Source organism: Nocardia nepalensis (genome assembly GCF_048910785.1).
In the GTDB taxonomy this organism is placed as follows: Bacteria; Actinomycetota; Actinomycetes; order Mycobacteriales; family Mycobacteriaceae; genus Nocardia; species Nocardia nepalensis.
The window spans coordinates 57,637-76,380 of record NZ_JBKBET010000037.1 but is presented as its reverse complement, the minus strand read 5'-3'; the positions used below and the strand labels follow the sequence as shown (position 1 = coordinate 76,380).

The window sequence follows — 18,744 nt, the reverse complement described above, 5'->3', positions numbered from 1 at the left end:
GTCATGCGGTGGTGCGGACGCCGACCATCGGCAGCAGGGTGCGCCGCGCGAAATCACGACCGGCCGCCACATCATCGATCGGAATGAGCCCATCGGGCGTCAGCGCGAGTGAGAGCGCCAGCCGCGCCATGATCTCGGCGACGAGGTCGAAGTCGAAGTCGTCGTCCGCGCCGCTGCGAAGTTCACGCAGCTTCTCCGCCAGATAGGTGCGTCCGACCGCGATGATCGGTCCGGCATCGGTGGTGAGCCGGGGCAGAATGAGGTCGGGTTCGGTGCGCAGCAGCCTGCGCAATAGTTCGTTGCCCGCGATCTCGGTGATCACCGCGACGAAGATCTCGACCAGTTGTTCCTCGACGCCCTCGACCTTCTGCACCCGCTTATCGATCTCGGCGACGAAACGCTGAGCCTCACGCACGCTGACCGCCTCGACCAATTCGTTCTTCGATTCGAATCGGCGATACAGGGTGGCCGGGCTGATCCCGGCGCGCCGGGCGATCTCGCCCATGCTGGTGCGTTTGATGCCGAAGTCCAGAAACGCCGACAGCGCGCTTTCCAGCAGCTTCTCACCGTCGCTGACGGGCTTTTCCAGGATGCGCTGGAGGATGGGCGGGACGGTCGGCATCGAATCTCCAGTGGTCGGCTCGGGACGCCGATGGTGCCTTGGCGTCGCGACGGTGCGGGTGATGGGCGTTCATTATTTCACCGGGTCGCGACGGTTCGGCCGGGGATCGGCACCAGAGACCGACAGGACTGCTGTGTCCGGAGGGTCGAAGTGAATTTACTGTCTCGGCAGATCCAGGGCCGCCATCTCTTGCTCGATCGCGTTCGCCGCGAAATCCACGCCGCTGGAGCGCAACTCGTGCACCCGTCGCTGTAGCGCCTCGACCCCGCCGGGCTGGGCCGCGATATCGGCCACGCTGATCCGCCCCAATGGCCGGTGCATGCTCTGCTGCACGTACGCCACCGTGATACCTCCTGCCTGTACGCTGCGCGGCCACCATCCCGGCGGACCCACCCTCCGCGTAACTGGCCACTCGACAGCTGTGTCGGCGGGAGAGCCCGGGACGCCGGGCACGCTGGCAGAATGTTATCAGCGAATCAGACTGGTCATTTGATCAGTGTGGCCTGTCTCACACTTGCTTGGCGACCCGGTGGTTGGCCATGTTGTGAAGGTACACAGCGCCATTGAGTCGGATGCCGTCCTGTTCGGCCTCGCTCAATTCCCGGCGCACCTTGCCCGGCACGCCCGCGACCAATGAGCCGGGCGGAATCTGTGCGCCCTCGGGAATCAGCGCATTGGCGGCGATCAGGCTGCCCGCGCCGATGACCGCGCCATTGAGCACCGTGGCGCCCATGCCGACGAGCACATCGTCGCCCACCGTACAGCCGTGCAGGATCGCATTGTGCCCCACCGAGACTCCGGTGCCGACGGTGAGCGGGAAGCCGGGGTCGGCGTGCAGCACGCAGCCGTCCTGAATGTTGGTGCGCGCGCCGACACTGATCGCCTCGAGATCGCCGCGCAGTACCGCGCTGTACCAAATGCTCACCTCGGCGGCGAGTCGCACGCGCCCGATCACGGTCGCGTTCGGTGCGACCCACGCGGTCTCGTCGATCTCCGGCGTGTGTCCGCTTACCTCGATCCTCATGCCGAAAACCTAGACGACGCCGATCGGCGGCACCGCGGGCGTCCCCGCGAACAGCGCGCGGTGTGCGGCCGGGCTGGTGCCGAGGATGCGGTGGAAGTGGTGGCGCAGGCTGACCGCGGTGCCGAAGCCGGTCTCGGCGGCGATGCGATCCATGGTGTCGGTGGTGGATTCCAGCAGCAGTCTGGCCCGGTCGGTGCGCTGGTGCAGCAGCCATTGCTGCGGACTGCCGCCGGTGCGATCGCGGAAGCGGCGGGTGAAGGTGCGCCGCGACATGTGGGCGACGCGGGCCCAGCCGTCCAGATCGATCGGTTCGCCGAGATTCGTTCGCGCCCAGACCATTGCGCGTTCGATCGGATCGTCATCGGCGGCGTCGGGCACGGCCACCGGAATGTACTGGGCCTGGGATCCGCTGCGGTGCGGCGCGGTCACCAGCGACCTGGCCAATTCGGTGGCGGCTCGGCTGCCCAAGTCGGCGCGCACCAGGTGCAGGCAGCAGTCGAGTGCGGCGGCGACGCCCGCGGAGGTGACGATATCGCCGAGATCCGACCAGAGCGTATCGGCGCGGACCCGGACCGCGGGGTAGGCGGCGGCGAGCTCGTCGGCCGCGGCCCAGTGGGTGGTGATTTCCCGGCCGTCGGCCAGGCCGCTCGCCGCCACCGCGAAGGAGCCGAGGCACAGGCCGACTATGCGGGCGCCCCTGGCGTGCGCCCGATGCAGTGCGTCGCGCAGGTCGTCCGAGATGCCCATGCCACGCAGCCAACTCGGGATCACCACCAGCTCGGCGCGCTCGAAGGCGTCGAGTCCGGTTTCGACGACGATGTCGAATCCGGCTGGCGTCCGCAGGGTGCCGGGTCGCTCGGCGCACACCTCGACCCGGTAGTCGGGGCTGCCCTCGACGCCCACGCGGCCGAAGACCAGCGTCGGCACGGACAGATGGAAGGGTATGACGCCATCGAAGGCGAGAACGGCGACGGTGCGCATGGCCCGATCTTATCGCTAGGCGGCTCGCGGGCCACTTTTGATCGCGATATCGCGACCAGCAATATTGATCGCATGACCGAGACGATCGAACGCACCACTGTCGAAGCCCTGCACATCGGCGGGCCCACCCTGCGCTTCCGGTACGGCAACCTGACGTGGCTGACCGACCCGACCTTCGACGCTCCTGGCGACTACCCGGGCCCGATCACACTGCACAAGCTGACCGGTCCCGCGGTGTCGGTGGACCAGGTGGGAACGGTCGACGTAGTACTGCTCTCGCATGATCAGCACTCGGACAATCTCGACAACTCCGGCCGCGAATTCCTGACGACCGTGCCGACCGTGTTCTCGACACCGGATGCGGCCGGGCGCATCAAAGGTGTTCGGGGGCTCGAGAACTGGGAGACCGTCACCGTGGGCGACGTGCGCGTGACCGGTGTGCCCGCATTGCACGGACCCGAAGGGTGCGAGCCGCAGACGGGGGTGGTGACCGGATTCGTGCTGCAGGCCGACGATCAGCCGACCGTGTACGTCTCCGGGGACAATGCCTCGGTCGCGCTGGTCGAGCAGATCGTGCAGCGGATCGGGCGGATCGATATCGCCATCCTGAACGTCGGTGGCGCGAATGTCGGGCGGTTCGGCGATACCGATCTGACGCTGAACGGACGCAGCGCGCTCGAGGCCGCCGAATTGCTCGGTGATGCGGTGATCGTCGCCGTGCACGGCGAGGGCTGGCACCACTTCACCGAGCCGCTGGATTATCTGGCCCGCACCTTCGAGTACGCCGGGCGCGCCGATCAGCTGCGGATCCCGCGATTGGGTCAGCCGTTCGCGGTATAGCCGCGCAGGAGAACGCCCTCGATATCGCGACGTTCATGGCGAAGCTCCGATCCGTGGTCCACGATGGCGATATGAGGATCGGAGTTCCGCGGGAGGTCAAGGAGCAGGAGTATCGGGTGGCGCTGAACCCGGCCGGCGCCGGGGAACTGGTGCGGCACGGGCACGAGGTGCTGATGCAGACCGGCGCCGGGGTGGGGTCGGGTTTTCCGGATGCCGATTACGTCGCCGCGGGTGCTCGGATGGTGCCCGACGCCGATCAGGTGTGGCGCGAGGGCGAGCTGATTCTGAAGGTCAAGGAACCGATCGCCCAGGAGTATCCGCGGATGCGGCGCGAGCAGGTGCTGTTCACCTACCTGCACCTGGCCGCGTCGCGGGAGTGCACCGATGCGATTCTGCGGTCGGGAATCACCGCGATCGCGTATGAGACGGTGCGGGCGGCGGATGGGTCGCTGCCGCTGCTCGCACCGATGAGTGAGGTCGCGGGCCGGCTCGGGACGCAGGTCGGCGCGTATCACCTGATGTCGCCGCTCGGCGGTGCCGGGGTGCTGCTCGGCGGCGTGCCCGGAGTGTGTCCGGCCGATGTGGTGGTGCTCGGCGGTGGTGTCGCCGGGACGAACGCGGCCGTGGTCGCGGCCGGGATGGGTGCGAAAGTCACTGTGCTGGATACGAATTCGGCGCGACTACGCGACCTCGACGCGCGGTTCCACGGGCGGATCGCGACGCTCGCCTCGAATGCGGTCGAGATCGAGCGGGCGGTGCTGGGGGCCGATCTCGTCATCGGATCGGTGCTGGTGCCGGGTGCGCGGGCGCCGAAGCTGGTTTCCGAGGAATTGGTCGGTGCCATGCGGCCGGGGTCGGTGCTGGTGGATATCGCCATCGACCAGGGCGGATGCTTCGCCGGTTCGCATCCGACCACGCACGCGAATCCCACCTTCCGCGTGCGGAACTCGCTGTTCTACTGCGTGACGAATATGCCGGGTGCGGTGCCGCACACCGCGACCGTCGCGCTCATCAATGCCACCCTGCCGTATGTGCGTGCGATCGCCGATGACGGGTGGCGCGCGGCGTGCACCGCGAATCCCGATCTCGCGCAGGGGGTTACCGCGGATAAGGGGCGGTTGTTATCGGCGGAGGTTGCGGCGGCGCACGGGTATTCGATGCCGAAACCAGTAGGGTTGGCGGGCTGACGCGGACTCGCAGTGAGAAGGGCGACATCGGTGACCAACCCGCGGCGAGCCTGCGCAATGGTGATCGCCTTGCTCCTGACGCTGTTGCCGTACGCCGGTGCGGCGGTCGCGACGCCGATGGGCGTCGATCCGGCCGCGGTGGACCGGTATATGTCCGAATACCTTTCGCGAACCCGGTTGCCGGGGGCTTCGATCGCCATTACGCATGGGGATCAGGTGGTGTACGTCGCGGGGTATGGTCACGATTCCACCGGTTCGGCGGTCGCCGCGACGACGAGAATGCCGATCGCTTCGGTGAGTAAATCCATGACGGCGTTGGCCGTGATGCAGTTGGTCGATGCCGGGAAGGTGCGTCTCGATGCGCCAGTGCGTCAGTACCTCACCGACTTTCGGCTCGCCGATCCGCGCGGTGACCGGATCACGGTGCGGCAGTTGCTGAATCAGACATCGGGCATGTCGGATACCGCATTTCCCGATCTGCGGCGGCCGCAGGCGGATTCGCTGGCCGGGGCGGTCGAGCGACTGCGGACGGCGAAATCGGCCGCCGAGCCGGGGACGCGATTCAACTATCACAACCCGAACTATCAGGTGGCCGCGCGCTTGGTCGAGGTGGTCAGTGGGGAAGCGTTCGCGGACTATCTGCGGCGGAATGTGTTCGGCCCCATCGGGATGCGGGACAGTGCGACAGTGGATACGTCGCGTGCGGCCGAAGACGTGACGCATGGATACATTCGGGCGTACGGGTTCGCGATACCGATGGCCGAGCCCGACTGGTTCGTCGGCGGTAGCCAGGGCGTGATCACCACGGCCGCCGATATGGCCAGGTGGCTGATCACTCAGAACAACGGCGGCCTAGCGCCCGACGGGCGCCAGGTGGTATCCGCGGCGGCGGTGACCGAGATGCACACACCATCCCGGATCGGCGACGACGACTACGGAATGGGTTGGCGGCGTGCGCAATCCGATCACGGGGTGCAGCTCTCGCACAATGGCGATTGGTTCACCTATACCGCCGATGAGGTTCTGTTGCCCGATACGGGGTATGGGATCGCCGTCATTGCGAATACCGGCATGTCGCTCGAGGATGATCCCGGGATCATCGCGCAGGGTTTGGTCGAGCTGACCCGCGGCGAGACGCCGGATGTGCACCGTCCCTGGGGGATTTGGGCGGACTGGGGGATGGCGCCGTTGACGCTCGTGACTCTCGGTCTCGGTGTGCTCTGTGTTGTGCGATCGCGCCGCTGGGCCGAACGGCAATCTGCCCGACCCCCGTGGTTGATCGCACTCCGGCAGTTGCCCTACCTGGCCCCGATCGGAATCCTGGCCGTGCTGCCGCAACTCGCGGCCCTCGTCTTCCGCGGTCGAGCCGCGACCTTCCTGCAGGTGGCCTACGTATGGCCGGCTCTCGTGGTGTTCCTCGGCATCGCCGCGCTGGCGGGCGTGAGCGTTGTCCTCGCTCGCGGGTTGTGGCTCATTATGTTGCGACGCAATCGGTCTGGGGGCGATATCCAGCGTGCGGAGTCGGCGGCTGGAGCGCCTGCCTGAGCATTGGGACCGGTGCTGCGGGCAACTCGGTGACTTCGGGGGGCGGGATCGTCTACACGCCTTCTGCGCTGGCTCACACCGCCTAAACGGGCTTGCGGCTGCGAGAAGAGGTGTGCCGAGTGGCCGGGGCGTCGCTCGGTGGCTCGGGCGAGAAGGTGCAATGGGTGGTCCGAGGCGTGCTGGAGTTGGTACCCGGTGCAGAGGTGTCGGACACTGTCTGCGGGGACGGCCCGCACATCGAAATGTGCGGGCCGCGTGGGGCTATTCGGTGTTCGGCCCGAGGTACCAGTCGGGGGCGCCTTCGATGGGGAGGTCGTGCAGTTTGTCCGGGTTGCGGACGATATTGATGGCGACGATGCGGCCGTTGTCGACGACGAAAGAGAAGACGCCGGTGTGGGCGCCGTCGAAGACGACCAGACCGGGCGCACCGTTGACCAGGACCGCGCGGCCCCAGGCGCCCGCCGCGGATGGTGCGTGGTACCAGCCGAGCAGCATCTTCGCGATGAGTTCGGCGCCGCGCACGGCCTGGCGGATGGCGGGGACCTTGCCGCCGCCGTCGGCGGTGAGACTGACGTTCTCGTCGAGCACGCCGAGCAGTGCGCTGAGATCACCGGAACGCCAGGCGACCGCGAAGGCGGATACGACCTTCTCTTGCTCGTCGGGTGAGGCGGGGAAGCGCGGCGTCCCATCCTCGACGCGCTTGCGGGCGCGGGAGGCGAGCTGCCGCACGGCCGCCGGGGTGCGGCCGACGACCTCGGCGACTTCGGGGCCGCTCATGCCGAACACATCCTGCAGCACGAACGCGGTGCGCTCGGCGGGCGAAAGGGATTCCAGCACGACCAGCAGCGCCGTGGTGACGCGCTCGTCCTGGGTGATCCGGTCGGCCGGGTCGTCCCAGTTGGTGACCTCCGGCTCGGGCAGCCATTCGCCGACATACTGTTCGCGGCGGGCACGGGCCGAGCCGAGGTGATCGAGGGCGAGGCGGCCGGTGACGGTGGACAGCCAGGCGCGCAGATTCTCGATCTCGCCCGCGGTCCCGGCCTCGTACTGGCGCTGCAACCGCAGCCATGCGTCTTGCACCACATCGTCGGCGTCGGTGAGGCTGCCGAGCGTGCTGTAGGCGAGCCTGCGCAGATATGGCCGGTGCTCCTCGAAACGCCGAGCCAACTCGGCTTGGTCGATCGGTTCAGAGGAGGGCTGTTCTGCTGTCACTGGTCTCGCCATTCGGTCGTCCGGCCCCCTCGGGGGCGAGTTTATGGGTCGTCACCAGGATGACGACGCAGGGCTGGCGAGTGTGACATCAGGGCGGACCCGCTACCCTCGCCGGGTGCAAACGGGGACCTCGACCGCTGCCGGGCTGGTGCTCGGCTTTGTGCTCGATCGCGCGTTCGGTGATCCGCGCCGGTGGCATCCGGTGGCGGGATTCGGTTCGGCGGCAAGTGCGCTGGAGTGTGTGACCTATGCCGATCGACGGTCGGCGGGGGTGGTGCACGCGGCGGTGCTCGTTGGCGCGGCGACGGCGGTCGGGATCGGGCTTCGGCGTGGCGGGGTGGTGACCACGGCGCTGGCGACCTGGACGGTGCTCGGTGGACGCAGCCTGGCGCGTACCGGGCAGGAGATGGCCGACCGGCTGGAGTCCGGCGATCTGGCGGGCGCGCGGGCGCTGCTGCCCGCGCTGTGCGGGCGCGATCCCGAGGTGCTCGATGCGGACGGATTGGCCCGCGCCGCATTGGAATCCATCGCGGAGAACACCTCCGATGCGACGGTCGCCCCGCTGGTGTGGGGTGCGGTCGCCGGGGCGCCGGGGCTGCTCGGATATCGCGCGGTCAACACGTTGGACGCGATGATCGGCTACCGCAACGACCGCTATCGCCGCTTCGGCTGGGCCGCCGCCCGGGTGGACGATCTCGCGAATCTGTTGCCCGCCCGGATCACCGGCATGCTCACCGCGGCCTTGGCTCCCATGGTCGGCGGCCGCTCGGCGGACGCACTGCGGGCCTGGCAACGAGACGCGTCCAGACATCCCAGTCCGAATGCGGGCGTCGTCGAGGCGTCCATGGCGGGTGCGCTCGGCGTCCGCCTCGGCGGCCGCACCCAGTACCGCTACGGCACCGAACTGCGCCCCACCCTCGGTGACGGCCCGGCGCCCGGGGTGGCGGATCTTCGTCGGGCCGTACGCATGTCGGAGGCAGTCCAAGTGGGAGCTGTTCTGACGACCGCCCTTTGGTCGATTCTGCGTCGCTGATCCTGGTATCCATGCCCCTGCTCGGTGCGATCGCGGCTATCGACGGAAACCGGGTCGCCGCGGCCGAATATTGCGCCGAACTCGGGCGATCCACGACCTACCGTGGAGCGGTCTCGGCCGGTGCGTGATTGCTGATGGACCCGAGGGTTAGCGGGTGCCGCCGTAGCGGTCGGCCAGACGTTGTTCGTTGGTGGAAGTCGGCGCGGGGGTTGGGGTTTCGGTTGGCGTCGGTTCCGGGGTGGCCGAGTTCCTCTCCTTGCGGCGTTCGCGGATTTCGGCGTAGACGAAGTAGCCGAGGCCGAGGGGAGCCATGATGCCGAAGGCCAACCATTGCAGGCCGTAGGAGAGGTAGGGGCCCGCGTCGAGTTGGGGGAGGGGAGTGGGGGTGAATGCGCCGGGCTGGTTTTCGCTGAGTTGCAGGTAGCCGCCGCGTTCGCCGGTGGGGATGACGGTCAACGGCTCTTGCAGGACGGCCATTTCCTGGGTGGTGTCCAGCGAGTACACCTGGCGGTAGCCGTCCTGGACCAGCGGATCCTTGCCGGGGGTGACACCCTCGGACATCCGGATTCGGGCCTCGATCCGCTGCGGTCCGGTGGGCGGGTCCGGAATCTGCGGTGGACGGGATCCGTCGACCGCCGCGACGAGGCCGCGGTCGACGAGCAGGATCCGGCCGTCGTCGAGCTTGAAGGTGGCGAGCACCGAGTAGCCGGGGGCGCCGTCGAGGTGGCGCAGGCGGACCAGCACCGTCGAGTTCGGCATATAGCTGCCGGTCGCGGTGACGCGCCGCCATTCGGAGTGCGAGTCGGTGCCCTGGTCGTCCAGGACCGTGGTGATGTCGATCGGGGCGGCGTCCACCGAATCGGCGATCAGCTGGTTGCGATGCGAGGTGGTGGTGTTCTTGCCGAGCTGCCACGGTGCGAGCACGGTGAAGCAGAGGTAGGCGAAGGCCGCCACGAGAACGGCCAGGATGAGCCAGCTCGGGCGCAGGAGGAAGGTCAGGCGGCGCATCACGGGCGTCCGTCGTGGACCGGGTCGTACGAGACTGACCGGTCTGGTTCGCGCTCGGTCTGGTGTGCTCCGCGGGGCGTGCTCGGTTCGTCGCCGGGCGCGGCAATCCGGGTCCGCGCGGCGTCGCCGAACGGGTCGGCCCCTTGGCTGCGCGGGGAGTCGCCGTTGTGGGCGGCGAGGGTGGCTCGGACCCAGTCCAACAACCCGGGGATGGCGGCGGCGATCTGGTCGTGGACGAGGTCGAAGTCGGCGGTGTCGCCGTAGTAGGGGTCGGGGACGTCGGTGGAGTCGGCGTTCGGGTCGAAGCTGCGTAGCAGGCGGCGGCGGTCCGTCGGGATGCCGAGCATGGCTAGTCGGCGTTCGTGGCCGGAGTCGAGGGCGACCAGGAGGTCGGCGTCGCGGTGTTGGTTGCCGAACTTTGCGGCGACGTGACCGGTCGGGTAGCCGTGGCGGCGCAGTGTCGCGTTGGTGCGGGCGTCGGCGTCCTGTCCGGCGTGCCAGCCGTCGGTGCCCGCGCTGCTGACCCGCACGCGGTCCGCGAGCCCCTCGCGGTACAGATGTACCGCGAACATCTTCTCCGCCATCGGCGATCGGCAGATGTTGCCGGTACAGACGAAGGACACGTGCAGCTCACCCACGACAGCCATTCTGGCCGGTCGCCCCGATGGGCCGCCACGTAGGGTGTTTTCTCGTGCCGGATGAACGGGTCGATCACGCGAAACTGCGTCACCACGGTGACGTCGACGCGCATCCCGGCATGCTCGATTTCGCGGTCAATGTGCAGGGCAGTGCCCCGCCGGATTGGCTGCGCGACCGGCTGGTCGCCCGACTCGACGACCTCGGCAGGTACCCGAGCGCGGCCGACGAACTCGCCGCGCGTACCGCGGTGGCGGCCCGGCACGGTCGCACCGTCGCGCAGGTGCTGCTGCTGGCCGGTGCGGCCGAAGGTTTCGCGATGCTGCCTCGACTTTCGCCCCGGCTGGCCGCGGTGGTGCATCCGTCGTTCACCGAACCGGAACTGGCATTGCGGGAGGCGGATATCCCGGTCGCCCGCGTCGTACTCGAACCGCCGTACACGCTCGACCCGGCGCTCGTGCCCGGCGCGGCCGACCTGGTCGTGCTCGGCAACCCGACCAATCCGACCTCGGTCCTGCACCCCGCCGACACCATCCGCGCGTTGCGCAGGCCCGGCCGGATCATCGTGGTCGACGAGGCCTTCGCCGACGCGATGTGCGGCGAACCACAATCACTGGCCGCCTCGACCGCCCCGGACATCCTCGTCCTGCGCAGCCTCACCAAAACCTGGGCCCTGGCGGGTCTGCGCTGCGGCTACTTCCTCGGCGCACCCGACGTGCTGGCCCGGCTGAATCACGGTCGCGCGCACTGGCCCCTCGGGACGCTGCAACTCGAGGCGATCACCGCGACCGCCGAGCCGAGCGCGGTCGCCGCCGCGCAGCAGCGAGCGCAGGCGATTGCCGTCGACCGGGATTCGATGATCGAACGACTGACCGCACTGGGTGTGCAAGTCCACACGCCCGCCGACGGTCCGTTCTTGCTACTGCGCGTACCCGATGGTGAGCTCCTGCGAAAGCACTTGGCGGAGCAGGGAATTGCGGTCCGCCGCGCGGACACGTTCCCCGGACTCGGACCCGACCACCTGCGCGTCGCCGTCCGTGGTGCAGCCGAAGTCGATCGATTGGTCGCGGGTATTCGTGCGGCGGGGGTCTGATGTCGGCCCCGACGGGTTGTCATTGCGCAGGGAGCATTACCCGGCCCATAGCCGGGGGAGCTGAGGTCGATCGGCTGGTCGCTGCGGCCGGTTCGGGTGGATGGTGCAGCGCCGGGCAGCGAATGAGGGCGATCGGCGAACGATGGCCGGTGCGCGCGGTGCGGTTGAAAGTCATTGGGACATCGATGGAGTGGAGGTAGGCGGGTCGTGACGACGCTGGCGGAACTGATCGGTGTGCTCGACGCGGCTTATCCGCCGAAGTTGGCGGAGTCGTGGGATTCGGTGGGGTTGGTGTGCGGGGATCCGGGGGATGAGGTGACCCGGGTGTTGTTCGCGGTGGATGCCACCGCCGCGGTCGTGGATGAGGCGATCGCTTGGCGGGCACAGGCTTTGGTGGTGCATCATCCGCTGCTGTTGCGCGGGGTCGACAGCGTCGCGGCCGATACGCCCAAAGGTGCTCTGCTGCATCGGCTGATCCGGTCCGGATGTGCGCTGTTCGCGGCGCATACCAATGCGGACTCCGCTGATCCCGGGGTCTCCGATGCGCTTGCCGCGGCGCTCGGGCTCACCGTCACCGGGCCGATGGATTCGAAACCGGTAGCCGCCGTGGACAATTGGGTGGTGCAGGTGCCGCGCTCGCATACCGATGCGGTGCTGGCGGCGCTGTTCGCGGCCGGTGCCGGCGGTAGCGGAACCTATCGTGACTGCGCTCTGCGCGTACCGGCAGTCGGGCAGTTCCGTCCGGTGGCGGGGGCGAATCCGGCGGTCGGGTCGATCGGGGAATTGCAGCGGGTCGACGAGGATCGACTCGAGGTGATAGCGCCCCCCTCGGCGCGTGCGGCCGTGCTGGCGGCGTTGCGGGCCGCCCATCCCTATGAAGCTCCCGCCTACCACGTCACCGAGCGCGCGGCGCTGCCATCCGGGCTCGGCATCGGTCGGGTCGGCACCCTGCCCGAACCGGAGTCCTTGCGCGAGTTCACCTCTCGGGTTGCCGCCGCGTTGCCCGCGACGACCTGGGGCGTGCGTGCGGCCGGTGACCCGGACCGCGTGATCCGAACCGTCGCCGTCTGCGGCGGCGCGGGCGATTCCTACCTGGATACCGCGGCGCGCCTCGGCGTGGACGCCTACGTCACCTCCGACCTGCGCCACCACCCCGTCGACGAACACCTGCGCCGCGGCGGCCCGGCCGTAGTCGACGCCGCCCATTGGGCAACCGAATTCCCTTGGTGCGCACAGGCGCAGTCGGTAGTGCAGACCGCGCTACCCGACCTCGAAACCCGCGTCTGCATCGTGCGCACCGATCCCTGGACGATCAGCGCCACCGTGTAACCGCCCGCGTGCCGCTGGGCGGCTCGGTGGTCGGGATAGCGCGTACCAAAGGGCTCGGTGCTGGCACACCTGACGAGTAGGGAGATCGGCCGCGGTGGTGGCACGCGCCCGAAGTGTGCACTGCGGCGGCGTGTTCGGGGCGTGTCGTGATTGTTGGTGGGAGGGGTGTCCGGTTCGGGTGAGTCGACCTACCTGAGCGGGGTACAACTAGCGCATGGATTTCCCGGTGGACTTCGGGATCGTGCAGATCGGGCTGATGCTGATCATCCTGGTCGCGGTCGCGTTGCTGATATCGGCGCTCGTGATGGTGCGCAAGGTCGGATTGCGGGTTTTGATCGGGCGCGGGGCGGGCGGACTAGGGCTGCTCGTCGTCGCCGTGCTGCTGCTGTGGGTCGTGACGCTCATGCAGACCTTCCTCGGGTTGAGCGGGGAGATCAAGGCGGCACATGTGGTGGTGAGTCAGGTTGCGGGCCAAGATCATCGGCTCGAGGTCGACCTCACCCTCTACGGCGACGAGCACCATCCCGACAAGCACGAGAAATATCAGGTCGAGGGTGATCTGTGGGTGTTGCAGGCCAATATCGTCGAGTTGGAGCCCTGGGTGAACGCGCTCGGGTTCCACTCCGGATACAAGGTGACCCGGCTCTACGGCCAGCGCCTCGACGGCGTCGCCACCACCCAGAACCAGATCTTCGTCAATGGCGACGACCAAGACTTCTTCAACGATATGCGCACCCACAAATGGTGGACCGACCCCTTCGTCCGCTCCGCCTACGGCAACGCCGCGATCGCCACCCCCGGCACCTACGACGTCTTCATTTCCCGCGACGCCATCAAACCCCGCGCACAGGGAAGCTGATGCGGAGACCGAATACGACGTCTTCCCTGTCGCTACCGCGCTAGTGCATCCGCCCCGTTCAGGGCGGTGGTGAAAGTCCGCGCCGGCCCGCGACCTGCGACATCGCTGAACCGGAGCGCACCGACCCGACCGGGGGTCCGCGGAGTGGATCTCGGCATCGCCAACATGCCACGACCTGCGACGGCGGCGTCCATGCAGGGAACCAGTCGAACCAGGTCCGGCATGGGAACCGGCGACAACGCAAACGCCGCCAACAGAAGGAAACGAGGTCCTGGGACCGAATCGCGGGCCATCCGAGGTACGGTTGAACACTGGCATCGCGGCGTTCGCGTGCCCCCATCCGTCCATAGCGCCCAGGAGTTTGTCCGCGTTGAATGTCGAACCACCTGTCCAGGCCAAGCTGCTTCAGCTCGCCGCCGTCGACGCCGAACTGACGCGGATCGCGCATCGGCGCACCGTGCTGCCCGAGCAGCAGGAGGTGGCGCGGCTGGAGGCCGAGCGGAATGCGCACAAGGATGCGGCGGTGGCGGTCGAGATCATGTTGGACGATCTCGACCGCGATATTCGCAAGCTCGAGGGCGAGGTCGAGGCGGTGCGCAAGCGCGAGGAGCGCGACCGCGGCATGTTGACCGCCGGCTCGGTGGGCGCCAAACAGCTTTCGGAGATTCAGCACGAGCTGGGCAGTTTGGAACGGCGCCGTTCGGTGCTCGAGGACGAGCTGCTGGAGGTGATGGAGCGCCGCGAGGCGTCGGCCTCCGACCACGATCACGCGGGTGCGCGGCTCACCAAGACCGAACAGGGCCTCGCCGACGCGCAGCGCCTGCGCGATGAGGCGCTGGCGGATCTCGATGTGGCACAGGGCCGTTGCGATACCGATCGCAAGGGTTTGGTCGCACTGTTCCCGGCCGAACTGCTGAGCATCTACGACCGTCAGCGCACCCAGCACGGCGTGGGCGCGGCGCTGTTGCAGGCGCGCCGATGCGGTGCGTGCCGGATCGAACTGGACCGTGGCGAGATCGCGCGGATCGCCAAGACCGCCCCCGATGTGATCGTGCGCTGCCCGGAATGCGGCGCGATCCTGGTGCGAACCAAAGAGTCGGGTTTGTGACGTTCCCGGCGCGGGTATCAGTACTCGCGCCGGTTCGGGTTCGCCGCTCCCGGCGGCAGGTCGAATGAGGCAAGGGGAACTATGACCGAACGCGAGGTGATCGTCGAGGCCGACGGCGGCTCCCGGGGCAATCCGGGCCCGGCCGGTTACGGCGCGGTCGTCTTCGCCGCCGATCACACCCGTGTGCTCGCCGAGCGCAAGGAATACATCGGCATCAGCACCAATAATGTCGCCGAATATCGCGGGCTCATCGCGGGTTTGGAAGCGGCGGCCGAATTGGGCGCGCGCACGGTCGCGGTGCGGATGGACTCCAAGCTGGTCGTCGAGCAGATGTCGGGTCGCTGGAAGGTCAAGCACGCGGCCATGATTCCGCTCGCCGACCGGGCACGCAGGCTGGTCGCCGGTTTCGACAGCGTGAGCTTCACCTGGATTCCGCGCGAACAGAATTCGCGTGCGGATCGACTGGCCAACGAGGCGATGGACGACGCGACGCTGATCGGCGAGGTGCATGCCGCCGAACGGCAACTGCTCGATGCCGGCGCGGCCGCCGCCAGCCTGGCGGAGGAGGTCCGCGAGGCCGAAGAACAACTGCTCGGCTGGACCGATGAGCAGCCGACCTCAGCGCGTGGCGACGAACAGCAACTGCCGAGCTGGATCGACGAAGCCAGGGATGCGACCGCGTCGAATGCTCGAGCCACCGAACGCGACACGCCGACCGCCGCCGAAAAGCCCCCCGGCTGGACCGGCGCGACCGGCCGCCCGACCCGCTTGCTGCTGCTGCGTCACGGCCAAACCGCCCTCTCGCTGGAGCGTCGCTATTCCGGCCGCGGCAACCCGCCGCTCACCGACCTCGGTCGCGAACAAGCCGCCCGCGCCGCGAAGATGCTCGCCGCGAAGGGCGGCATCTCCGCCGTGGTCACCTCACCGCTCGGCCGCGCCCGCGAGACGGCCGAGGCCGCCGCGACCGCACTCGACGTGCCCATGCGGGTCCTCGACGGCCTCATCGAGACCGACTTCGGCGACTGGGAAGGGCTCACCTTCCTGGAAGCGGCGCAACGGGATCCGGAACTACACGCCCGCTGGCTCGGTGACCCCTCGATATTCGCGCCGAACGGCGAGAGCTTCGACCAGGTCCGTGAACGAGTCGAGGCGGCCCGCCGTGATCTGGTCGCGCTGTACCCGGGCCAGAACATCGTTGTGGTCAGCCATGTGACCCCCATCAAGACCCTGCTGCAGCTGGCGCTCGGCGTCGGCCCGTCGCTGCTGTATCGACTGCATCTGGACCTGGCATCGCTGTCGATCGCGGAGTTCTATCCCGACGGCGGCTCGTCGGTTCGCTTGGTCAATGACACCTCCTACCTCTGAGGAATTCGGGCATCCGACCAATCCGTATGTTTCCGCGAACCGCGAATTATGGCGCATCGCAACAGATTTAGCCTGCCGAAACCCGCCCTTTGGGGCGAATCTCACTCAGTAACGTTTCAGACACGGTCTTAGCGGTAGGCTTCGGGGCGGTCAGGCACAGGCATCCCGCCCCGCCTGTCTGGTCGGGGATGACTATGGTCTTCGAACAGGGCTGCTCGGGGGGATGAGAGCCGGCGAGCAGTGTGGCTCGGTGGCCGCTTCGAAAGATGAAGGCGTCCTGTGCTGTCGAGTGGGTCGATGGAAGCGCAGGTTCGAATGAGTAGTCCGGTCAAGGTTGTCGTGCTCGGTGCGGGGATCGGAGGGCTCACCACGGCCGCCGCATTGCGACAGGCGGGCTTCGCGGTCGAACTGTATGAGGCGGCCCCCGAACTGCGCGGCCAAGGATTCGGACTTTCGGTGCAGGCCAACGGCATCAAGGCGCTGCGCGCGATCGGCCTCGGCATCGAAGAGGAACTGTTCGAGCGCGGCGGCAAGGTCGAGACCTTCCGCTTCAACAACCCCGACGGCACCCCCATTCGCGTGCTCCCGGTGCACCGCCAGGACGACCGCCTCGGCGCGGCGAGCGTCGCGCTGCACCGCAAGGACCTGCACGCGGTGCTGCTGCGCGCGATCGGCGACACCCCGACTCATGTTGGCGCACAGGCGACTCGGTTCATCGACGACGGTGAGCACGTGCGCGTCGAATTCGCCGACGGCCGCGTAGCCGAGGGCGATCTGCTGATCGGCGCCGACGGCATCCACTCCATGGTCCGCGCCCAACTGCACGGCCGCGCCGAACCGCGCCCCGGCGATTTCGTCGCCTGGCTGGCCTGCATCCCGTTCGAACACCCGGCCGTGCCGCGCGGCTACTCCGCCCACTACTGGGGCACCGGAATGCGTTTCGGCATCCACGACATCGGCCACGGCCGGGTCTACTGGTGGGGCACCATGACCATGCCGGGCGACGAGGCCGCCAATTGGCAAGGGACCAAGGAAGATCTGCAGCGGCTCTACGCCGACTGGGCGCCGGAGGTGCGCGCGTGCATCGACCAGACCGAATGGGCCGATGTGCTCGCCGTGCCGTGCCAGGATCGCCCGCCGCTCGCGGGCTGGGGCCGCGGCCGGGTCACCCTGCTCGGTGACGCCGCGCACCCCATGCTGCCCAGCCTCGGCCAGGGGGCCAACTCGGCGATCGAGGATGCGGTCGTGCTCGCCCACACGCTGAAGACCTCGCTGGATCCCGTTGCGGGCCTGCGTCGTTACGAGCAGGTGCGCGCCGAGCGGACCGCCATGTTCGTCAACGGCTCGTGGTCGCTCGGCAAGATCGAGCAGACGACCGATCCCAAGCTGGTGAAGGTGCGCGACACCTACTTCCGGCACGCACCCACCGAATTCTTCCTGCGCGAATTGGGCAAGCCGATGTCGTTCCCGCCGCTGGAGGGACCGACCGCGCGGCTGCCGCGTCAGCTGTCCCCGGTGGAGCGCTGGCACTGGATCGCCGATCAGCTTGCGCCGCTGCACATTCTGGCCCGGGTGCGGGTGCACGGCTCGATCACCGCCGAGCAGGTCCGGACCGGTCTGGACGAGGTGCAGCGGCGGCATCCGCTGCTCGGCGTCGCGGTGGCGGCCGAACCCGACGGCACCGCACCGCGTTTCGTGCCGGTGCCGACGCCGATTCCGTTGCGTCTGGTCGATGGCGCGGATCCGGACACCTGGCTGACCGAGGTCGACGAGGTCGAACTGCGTGAGCCATTCGACTGGCACTGCGGCCCGCTCGCGCGTGCCGTGCTGATCGCCAATTCCACCGACGAGACCAGCGATCTGATCGTCACCCTGCATTACGCGATCGCCGACGGCGAGAGCGCGATGTCGGTGGCCAAGCAGGTGCTCCAGGTCGCCGCGGGCGAGGGCGTCGAACTCGAACCCGCACCGGTGCGGCCGGGGCCGGAGGCGCTGTTCCCGGCCAAGTTCCAGGGCGCCAAGGGCTTCGGCCGCACCGTGGGATCGCTGCTGCGCGATCAGAAGTCGCAGCTGAAGCGTCCGCGCCGACTGGAGCCGACCGAACTGGCCCCGCCCGCGCGGCGGCGCAGCCGGGTCGTGCACCGCAGCCTCGACGCCGATCAGCTCGACGTGCTGACCGCCGGTTGTGCGCGCAACGGCGTCGGCCTGCAGGCCGCGCTGTCCGCGGCGCTGCTCATCGCGGCCGCCCGGGAGTCGGGCACCTACAAGGAATCCTGGTACACCGTCGGCAGTTCGGTGAACTTTCGCGGTCATCTCGACGGCGCGGTCGCCGATACCGAGGTCGGAACCTATCAGGGCATGATCGCGACCCCGGCGAAGTACGCGCCGTGGTCCTCGCTGTGGCAGATCGCCAGCGAGATCGAGCGCGAGTACGGCGCGCGGATGGACCGCCGCGACCACCTCGCGGCCATGAATCTGTTGCAGGTCGCCGCGCCGAAGTCGGTGGCCGCCAGCGCATCCACGGTCAAGCTGATGGACACCCGCGGTCCCGGCCATCTGTGTATGACCTACCTGGGCCGCTATACGTTCCCGGACAAGATCGGCTCCTGGCAGCTGTCGGGCGCGCAATTCGTCTCGGGCATGTCGGTGAGTGGTTTCATCATGGCCACCGCCAATGCCACGCACGGCGAATTGTCGTTCAACGTCGGCTATGTCGAGCCCGCGGTGTCTCGTGAGCGCGCCGAGCGTCTCGCCGATGAGAGTGTGCGTGCCCTGCTGTCGGTGATCTGACAGCGCGGGCCAGCAGCGACCGCTTGCAGGTCGCTCGAAAGGGTCAGCCCGCCCACAGACGACCGCGAAGTACCGGCATCGATGGCGATGTCGGTAGTTCGCGCTATCTGAA

The 18,744-nt window shown here is 68.3% G+C and carries 16 protein-coding genes and 1 pseudogene; 10 read left to right on the top strand and 7 right to left on the bottom strand.

What is annotated here, in order from left to right:
- Window position 1: 1 nt before the first annotated feature.
- The 4 genes from ACHQ4I_RS32010 to ACHQ4I_RS31995 all read right to left on the bottom strand — a co-directional run bounded on the left by ACHQ4I_RS32010 (window position 2) and on the right by ACHQ4I_RS31995 (window position 2,627).
- Window positions 2-622, bottom strand: coding sequence for a TetR/AcrR family transcriptional regulator (locus ACHQ4I_RS32010; RefSeq protein WP_420775611.1), 621 nt, complete (start codon window positions 620-622; stop codon window positions 2-4).
- Window positions 623-778: 156 nt separating this feature from the next.
- A complete protein-coding gene (locus ACHQ4I_RS32005; RefSeq protein WP_420775610.1) occupies window positions 779-964 on the bottom strand; it encodes a hypothetical protein in 186 nt (61 codons plus the stop codon).
- 166 nt (window positions 965-1,130) lie between these two features.
- Window positions 1,131-1,646 (bottom strand): gamma carbonic anhydrase family protein, encoded by a 516-nt coding sequence (locus ACHQ4I_RS32000; protein ID WP_420775609.1) that lies wholly within the window; start codon window positions 1,644-1,646, stop codon window positions 1,131-1,133.
- A 9-nt stretch (window positions 1,647-1,655) separates the two neighbouring features.
- Window positions 1,656-2,627: a GlxA family transcriptional regulator gene (locus ACHQ4I_RS31995; protein WP_420775608.1), complete on the bottom strand. Its 972-nt coding sequence runs from the start codon at window positions 2,625-2,627 to the stop codon at window positions 1,656-1,658.
- A 72-nt stretch (window positions 2,628-2,699) separates the two neighbouring features.
- Between ACHQ4I_RS31995 and ACHQ4I_RS31990 the strand changes: the two genes are divergently transcribed.
- The 3 genes from ACHQ4I_RS31990 (at window position 2,700) to ACHQ4I_RS31980 (ending at window position 6,199) form a co-directional block, all read left to right on the top strand.
- Window positions 2,700-3,467, top strand: coding sequence for an MBL fold metallo-hydrolase (locus ACHQ4I_RS31990; protein ID WP_420775607.1), 768 nt, complete (start codon window positions 2,700-2,702; stop codon window positions 3,465-3,467).
- A 71-nt stretch (window positions 3,468-3,538) separates the two neighbouring features.
- The gene (gene ald, locus ACHQ4I_RS31985) at window positions 3,539-4,654 is read left to right on the top strand and encodes an alanine dehydrogenase (RefSeq protein ID WP_420775606.1); all 1,116 of its coding nucleotides are present in this window, start codon (window positions 3,539-3,541) and stop codon (window positions 4,652-4,654) included.
- A 30-nt stretch (window positions 4,655-4,684) separates the two neighbouring features.
- Window positions 4,685-6,199 (top strand): serine hydrolase domain-containing protein, encoded by a 1,515-nt coding sequence (locus ACHQ4I_RS31980; protein WP_420775605.1) that lies wholly within the window; start codon window positions 4,685-4,687, stop codon window positions 6,197-6,199.
- A 261-nt stretch (window positions 6,200-6,460) separates the two neighbouring features.
- On the opposite strand, the gene sigJ is transcribed toward ACHQ4I_RS31980, so the two are convergent.
- The gene (gene sigJ, locus ACHQ4I_RS31975) at window positions 6,461-7,411 is read right to left on the bottom strand and encodes an RNA polymerase sigma factor SigJ (protein WP_420775604.1); all 951 of its coding nucleotides are present in this window, start codon (window positions 7,409-7,411) and stop codon (window positions 6,461-6,463) included.
- Window positions 7,412-7,526: 115 nt separating this feature from the next.
- On the opposite strand from sigJ, the gene ACHQ4I_RS31970 reads away from it, so the two are divergent.
- Window positions 7,527-8,444 (top strand): cobalamin biosynthesis protein, encoded by a 918-nt coding sequence (locus tag ACHQ4I_RS31970; protein ID WP_420775603.1) that lies wholly within the window; start codon window positions 7,527-7,529, stop codon window positions 8,442-8,444.
- A 147-nt stretch (window positions 8,445-8,591) separates the two neighbouring features.
- Here ACHQ4I_RS31970 and ACHQ4I_RS31965 read toward each other — a convergent pair whose 3' ends face one another.
- Both ACHQ4I_RS31965 and ACHQ4I_RS31960 read right to left on the bottom strand, forming a co-directional pair.
- A complete protein-coding gene (locus tag ACHQ4I_RS31965) occupies window positions 8,592-9,452 on the bottom strand; it encodes an SURF1 family cytochrome oxidase biogenesis protein (protein ID WP_420775602.1) in 861 nt (286 codons plus the stop codon).
- 185 nt (window positions 9,453-9,637) lie between these two features.
- Window positions 9,638-10,099: pseudogene (locus ACHQ4I_RS31960) on the bottom strand (low molecular weight protein-tyrosine-phosphatase); the annotation flags it as partial.
- 44 nt (window positions 10,100-10,143) lie between these two features.
- Between ACHQ4I_RS31960 and cobC the strand changes: the two are divergent.
- From cobC to ACHQ4I_RS31930, 6 genes are all read left to right on the top strand, one after another.
- The gene (gene cobC, locus ACHQ4I_RS31955; RefSeq protein ID WP_420775601.1) at window positions 10,144-11,181 is read left to right on the top strand and encodes an Rv2231c family histidinol phosphate aminotransferase CobC; all 1,038 of its coding nucleotides are present in this window, start codon (window positions 10,144-10,146) and stop codon (window positions 11,179-11,181) included.
- A 207-nt stretch (window positions 11,182-11,388) separates the two neighbouring features.
- Entirely contained in the window at window positions 11,389-12,510 is a 1,122-nt protein-coding gene (locus tag ACHQ4I_RS31950) for a Nif3-like dinuclear metal center hexameric protein (RefSeq protein WP_420775600.1), read from the top strand.
- Window positions 12,511-12,724: 214 nt separating this feature from the next.
- Window positions 12,725-13,369, top strand: a complete 645-nt coding sequence (locus ACHQ4I_RS31945) for a hypothetical protein (protein WP_420775599.1) — start codon at window positions 12,725-12,727, stop codon at window positions 13,367-13,369.
- A 370-nt stretch (window positions 13,370-13,739) separates the two neighbouring features.
- Window positions 13,740-14,477, top strand: coding sequence for a zinc ribbon domain-containing protein (locus tag ACHQ4I_RS31940; RefSeq protein ID WP_420775598.1), 738 nt, complete (start codon window positions 13,740-13,742; stop codon window positions 14,475-14,477).
- An 81-nt stretch (window positions 14,478-14,558) separates the two neighbouring features.
- A complete protein-coding gene (locus ACHQ4I_RS31935) occupies window positions 14,559-15,842 on the top strand; it encodes a bifunctional RNase H/acid phosphatase (RefSeq protein ID WP_420775597.1) in 1,284 nt (427 codons plus the stop codon).
- Window positions 15,843-16,157: 315 nt separating this feature from the next.
- The gene (locus ACHQ4I_RS31930) at window positions 16,158-18,632 is read left to right on the top strand and encodes an FAD-dependent monooxygenase (RefSeq protein WP_420775596.1); all 2,475 of its coding nucleotides are present in this window, start codon (window positions 16,158-16,160) and stop codon (window positions 18,630-18,632) included.
- Window positions 18,633-18,744: the final 112 nt, after the last annotated feature.